Origin of the sequence: Stackebrandtia sp., from assembly GCF_035643755.1 — a bacterium.
Taxonomy (GTDB): Bacteria; Actinomycetota; Actinomycetes; order Mycobacteriales; family Micromonosporaceae; genus Stackebrandtia.
The window spans coordinates 1-6,099 of the sequence record NZ_DASQPW010000319.1 but is presented as its reverse complement, the minus strand read 5'-3'; the positions used below and the strand labels follow the sequence as shown (position 1 = coordinate 6,099).

Here is a 6,099-nt window from a genome sequence, read left to right as displayed (position 1 = left end):
CAGGGCGCCGTCGCCGCCGGGGGACTGGGCATGGCGGCCTGGGCCGCGACGCGCCCCAACCCGGCGTCCGCCGACGCCGCCGACGGATTCGCCCAGTTCCCCGACCGCGACCCCCGCGACCTGGCCGACGGCTACGACTACATCGTGATCGGCTCGGGCGCCGGCGGCGCCCCCGTGGCGGCCCGGCTCGCCGAGGCCGGGCACCGGGTTCTGGTGCTGGAGGCCGGAAGCGGCACCGTCCCGCGCGAGCTGTACCAGATCCCCGCCTACCACCTGCGCGCCTCGTCGAACCCCCGGATGAGCTGGGACTTCTCCGTGCGGCACTACACCGACCGCGCCGCCCACGGACGCGCGTTCCAACCCGACACCGACGGCGTGCTGTATCCGCGCGCCTCGACGATCGGCGGCTGCACCGCCCACTACGCGATGCTGATGACCGCGCCGCCCGACCAGGACTGGGAACACCTCGCACGCGTGACGGGTGACCCGCGCTTCGGCCCCGAACCGATGGCCGAGCACGCGCGGCGGGTGCGCTCGTGGCTGCCGATGGAGGAGGTGCCGCCGAGCCTGCTGCTGCGCGACCGCGGGGTGGCCCGCATGGTGACCGCCGCCGCCGTCGAGAGCGGAGTACCCGTACCGCGGCCGGGCACCGACATCGACCTCAACACCCTGGCCGTCACCGGCGCCGTCCCCGACGCCACCGATCCGGCGCTCGTCGAGGCCGACCGCGACGGCCTGTACCTCATCACGCAGTCCACCAAGGACGGACGCAGGCGCGGGACCCGGGAACTGCTCCTCGACGTCGCCAGGCGACACCCCGGCAAGCTCACCATCCAGACCAACGCCCTCGTCGAGCGCATCGGGTTCAGCTGCACCACAAGCGGAGCCCAGGTGGCCACGTCGGTGACGTTCCGCCACGGCCACCACCTGTACCGCGCCTCCCCCGACCACCGCGCCCACGCCGGGTTCACCCGGCACCACGTCAAGGTCGACCGCGAGGTGGTGCTCAGCGGCGGGGCGTTCAACTCCCCGCAGGTGCTGATGCTGTCGGGCATCGGCGACCCGGACGAGCTGCGCCGCCACCGCATCGACTGCGTCGTGCCGATCCCGGCGGTCGGCACCAACCTGCAGGACCGCTACGAGATGAGCGTGGTCACCAGGCACGACAAGGACTTCGACATCGCCGCCGACTGCGACCTGCTCGACGACGATGACGCCTGCGCCCGGCAGTGGCGGCGCGACCCCACCAACGCCGTGTACCGCAGCAACGGCATCGTCATCGGCGCCAAGCTGACCGTGCCGGGCGCCGACCACCCCGAGGTCTTCGTGTTCGGCTCGCCCAGCAGATTCGAGGGCTACGCCCCCGGATTCGCCCAAAAGGGACTGTCCCGCCACAACTACTGGACGTGGGCGGTGCTCAAGGGCTGGAGCCGCAACCGCACCGGCACCGTCCGGCTCGCCTCCGCCGACCCCACCCGGCCGCCGAAAATCAACTTCCGCTACTTCGACGACGGACACGGCGGGAAGGAGGACCTCGAGGCCGTCGTGCATGGACTGTCCTTCGCGCGCCGCGTCAACCGGCGCGCCGAGACCCTCACCTGGCTGGACCAGAACAAGGGGACCGAGATCTTCCCCGGCCCCGACCTCGGCGACGACAGCGATCGGCTCGCCGACTTCGTCCGCGCCGAAGCCTGGGGACACCACGCCTCGTGCAGCAACCCGATGGGCTCCGGCCGCGACGACCGCAGCGTCGTCGACCGGCGATTCCTCGTCCACGGCACCGCGAACCTGCGGGTGGTCGACGCCTCGGTGTTCCCGCGCATCCCCGCGATGTTCCCGGCCCTGGCGATCTTCACCCTCGCCGAAAAGGCCGCCGCCGACATGGTGCGCGCCGCCGAACAGGAGTCGCGATGACCACCGACACCGACACACTCGACGCCGAGGCGGTGGTCGTCGGCAGCGGCTTCGGAGGCGCCGTCACCGCCGCGCGCCTGGCCGAGGCGCTCGGCGACCGCCTCCTGATCGTCGAGAGAGGACGCGAGATCGCCCCCGGCGGATTCCCGCGCACCGGCGCCCAGGTCCTGGCCGAGATGCGCACCCGGTCCCACCCCATGGGCATGTACGACCTGCGCGCCGGGCGGGACCTGGACATCCTGGTGTCCAATGTGCTGGGAGGCGGGTCGCAGATCTACGCCGGGGTCACCATCCCTCCCGACGACGAGGTCTTCGACACCGTGGAACAGAACCGCCGGATCTGGCCCGCCGCGCTCGACGGCGAGACCCTGCACCACCACTACGTCGCGGTCATGGAGCGGCTGGGTTCGCGGCCCTGGCCGCACGCCGCCGCCAAGGCCGACGCGCTGCGCTCGTTCGCCGAGACGCACCGCCTGCCGCTGGAGCGCCCCCCGCTGGCCATCAACACCGTGGACGGCGAATCACCGGCCTGCACCGGGTGCGGAAACTGCGTCACCGGCTGCAATGTCGGCGCCAAGAACACCCTCACCACCAACTATCTGCGCGACGCCGCCGCCAAGGGCGCCCGGATCCGCACCGGCATCGAGGTCACCGGGCTGCGGCCCGGCACCCGGCGCCGCTGGCAGCTGGAGGCGCTCCACCGCCGCGACGGCGCGACGCGGGCGTTGACGATTCACGCGCGCGTGCTGGTGCTGTCGGCCGGGACTCTGGGCACCACCGAGCTGCTGTTGCGGGCCCGGCGCGACGGCCTGCCGCTGTCGGACGCGTTGGGCACCAGGCTGTCGGGCAACGGCGACGACTGGTGCGTGGCGTACGCGCCGGGGGACCGTCACACGGCCCCGCCGACGGGACCGACCATCACCACCACGGCCGTGGTCGGCGCGTCCGACGAACGCGTCCTGTTGCAGGACGGCGCGATCCCCTCGGCGGTCGGCGGCGCCGCGGCCCGCGCGATCTCCGCGCTGGCGCGCCGACTGCCCGGCGCGCTGGGACTGCGGGCACCCGCCCTGGCCGACAGCCGAGTGTGGCTGGCCATGGGCGCCGACTGTCCACACGGCACCGCCAGCCTGGACTCCCACGGACGGCTCACCGTCGCCCGCGACCCGTGCATCCCGCTGGATCAGATCCGCACGCACCTGCTCGACGACCTGGCCCGCAGCCACCGGGCCCGCCCGGTGCGCCCGCCCCGCCCGGTGCCCATCACGGTGCATCCCCTGGGCGGCTGCCCGGCCGCCGACGACGTGGACCACGGCGTGGTGGATTCCCTTGGGGCCGTGTATCACCCCGACGGCGGATACCACGATGGACTGTATGTACTGGACGGTTCGCTCGCCCCCACCGCTTTGGGCGCCAACCCATCACTGGCGATCGCCGCGATCGCCGATCGCGCCGCGGCACGCCTGATCGAGAGGTTTCGATGAACAGACGCCGCCTGGCCGTCGCGGTGATCACCGTCCTGGCAGCGGGGCTGCTGGCGTTGCCGATCCGGGTCGGCCCCGTCACCGCCGACAAAGTCCACTTCGGCCGCGCGACGCCGCTATCGGGTGACCGCCAAGGATTGACACAGCGTTGGCTGAGCGCCGACCGCCTGCGCGACGGCGAACCCGGGCGGGTGCGGGTGATCGAACGCACCCCCAGGCACGCCGTCGGCGACGTCATCTTCGTGCACGGCCACGCCGACCGCGCCGACAACCACGCGGCGCTGTTCGCGGCGTGGGCGAAGGCGGGCCTGCACGTCATCGCGCCGGACCTGCCCTCGCACGGCGAGACCACGACCCGCGGAATCGACACCTGGACCCAGTCCGACCTGGCCGCCCTGGTCGCCGTCCTCGATCACGGCCTGGCCAACCCATCCCGCCCGCTGATCGTCGCGGGCTGGTCATTCGGCGGCCTGGTCGTGACCCGGCTCCTGCAAGACCACGATCAGCTCGCGGCACTGGACCGGCGGCCCAGCGCGGCGGTGCTGCTGACGCCCGCGATCGCGCCGCGCCTGGCCACCGGCGGCGACGGCATCGTCCGGCACCAGACCCTCACCCACGACAAGCGCCCGCCGACCGGCGGGCCGCCCGACCCGGTGACCCCGCTGCTCAACCCCGTCTTCGTGGCGCGGCTGCTGGCCGAGGCGTGGGCGGCCCGGTCGGATCCGCTGCCGTCGGGAATCCCGGTGCAGGTGATCGCCGCCGACCCCTCCCAGGACAAGTACGTCGCCGACGACGACCTGGTGGCGTGGGCGTCCCGCCAACCCACCGTCACATCGCTGGTGACATGCGCGGGCAGCCGCCACGGCGTCGACCTGGAGGTGTGGCCGCAAGGCCCGGCCGCGATCGCCGCGACCACCGACTTCCTGTCCCGCCGGGTGCCCAAGGTGCGCGAGGTCAAGACGTCCGGGCTCGACGCGGTGTCCGATGAGGAGAATCCATGCCGGACGAGGTGACATTCACCGAGACCATGGCCGGGCCGCGACTGCGGCTGTCCAAACTGAGCATCCGCGTGAACTCGCGCGTCGGCGACCGCGACGGCCTGCACGGCACCGTGACCGGCGGCGCCGTCGACCTGGAGGGGCGACGGTTCTCCGTCAGCGGCGGCAGCTTCGCCGCCCTGGTGAGATATCGCGGCCAACGCCGCATGTGGTACCGCATCCAGGCGGGGCCGGTGCGGGTGTACGGCGTCAAGACCGTGACGGGACGGCCCTGGCGGATCTGGCGCGACACCACCCGGATGCGGGTGCTGGCGGTCCACCCCGACGGCGCGCGCGTCAGCGGCGAGGTGCGGATCACCGCGCGCGGCTTCGCGGGTCAACTGACGACCATGCGGGGCCGCCCGACCCGCCTGATCGCCTTCGGTGTTCGGTTCGCCCGTCGCCTGGTGGCGTGACCTGTGGCGGGGTTGGTAGGTCACGCCCGGTGGGTGTTGCCTGGGGATTGATGTTGGTGTGTGTGTGGATATGGTGTGGCGGTGTCTGTGACGAGTCTTGGTGTGGATTTTGGTACGTCGCATACGGTCGCGGTTTTGTCGCGGTCGGATGGTGGGGTGGCTCCGGTCTTGTTTGATGGTTCTCCTGTCATGCCGTCGAGTGTGTATGTCGAGGCCGACGGGAGTGTGTTGACGGGCCGTGACGCGGTCAACGCCGCTCGTATCGACGCGACCCGTTTCGAACCGAACCCGAAGCGTCGCATCGATGACGGCAGTGTGTTGTTGGGGGGCAACGACATTGCTGTGGTCGACCTGTTCGTGGCGGTGTTGTCGCGGGTAGCTTCGGAGGCCCAGCGCGTCGCTGGTCAGGTCCCGGGCTCGGTGGTCTTGACGCATCCCGCCACGTGGGGCCCGACGCGCAGGTTGGTGTTGGAGACCGCGGCGCAGCGGGCGGGTTTCGCCACGGTGGACCTCATCCCCGAACCGGTGGCCGCGGCGGTGTACTTCACCCGAGCGCTGCACCATCGCGTCAATGTCGGTGACGCGGTGGTGGTGTATGACCTGGGAGGCGGCACTTTTGATGCCTCGGTGGTGGCCCGCACCTCGACGGGGTTCGAGGTGTTGGCGGTGGATGGCCTGGCCGATTTGGGTGGTGTTGATGTCGACCATGCCCTCATCGACCACCTGGGTGCGCGGTTCGGCGACGATCCCGCGTGGGGGCATCTCATGACCTCGCACGGCACCGCCGAGCGGGCGGCACGGCGCTTGTTGTACGACGACGTGCGCATGGCCAAAGAGGCCCTGTCGCGTACGGTTCAAACCCAGTTGCCGATACCGCTGGTGAACACCTCCGCCCATGTGACCCGCGACGAACTGGAGGCCCTGACCCGGCCGCTGTTGGAACGCGCGGTCAACGTCACCAAGGCTGTCATCCACGCGTCCAAACTGTCCAGCGACCGCATCGCGGGGGTGTTTTTGGTGGGTGGGGCTAGTCGTATGCCCTTGGCCGCGACCATGCTTCACCACGCCACCGGACAAGCCCCCACCGTCATCGAACAACCCGAACTCATCGTCGCCCAAGGCGCCACCCCCAGCACCCACACCCCGCCCCACACCCCGCCCCTGACCCCACCGCCCCCGATACCCGTCGAGGTGAGCTCCCCGTTCACACCACCAGACCTGACACCACCACCCACACCCACCCCCGACCCG

General features: G+C 71.6%; 5 protein-coding genes. All 5 read left to right on the top strand.

The window, feature by feature from the left end:
• The coding region (locus VE172_RS24985) for a GMC family oxidoreductase (RefSeq protein ID WP_324804729.1) at positions 1 to 1,914 on the top strand (1,914 nt) is incomplete at its 5' end.
• Complete coding sequence (locus VE172_RS24980; RefSeq protein WP_324804728.1) at positions 1,911 to 3,395, top strand: FAD-dependent oxidoreductase; 1,485 nt, start codon at positions 1,911 to 1,913, stop codon at positions 3,393 to 3,395. The genes VE172_RS24985 and VE172_RS24980, both read left to right, overlap by 4 nt.
• Positions 3,392 to 4,408 carry an alpha/beta hydrolase gene (locus VE172_RS24975; RefSeq protein WP_324804727.1) on the top strand — a complete coding sequence of 339 codons (1,017 nt, stop codon included), beginning with the start codon at positions 3,392 to 3,394 and terminating at the stop codon, positions 4,406 to 4,408. The genes VE172_RS24980 and VE172_RS24975 overlap by 4 nt, the downstream gene beginning before the upstream one ends.
• Positions 4,393 to 4,848 (top strand): hypothetical protein, encoded by a 456-nt coding sequence (locus tag VE172_RS24970; protein WP_324804726.1) that lies wholly within the window; start codon positions 4,393 to 4,395, stop codon positions 4,846 to 4,848. Before VE172_RS24975 ends, VE172_RS24970 begins: the two co-directional genes overlap by 16 nt.
• A 189-nt stretch (positions 4,849 to 5,037) precedes the next feature.
• Positions 5,038 to 6,099 (top strand): Hsp70 family protein (locus VE172_RS24965; RefSeq protein WP_324804725.1); only part of this gene is annotated, 1,062 nt, incomplete at its 3' end.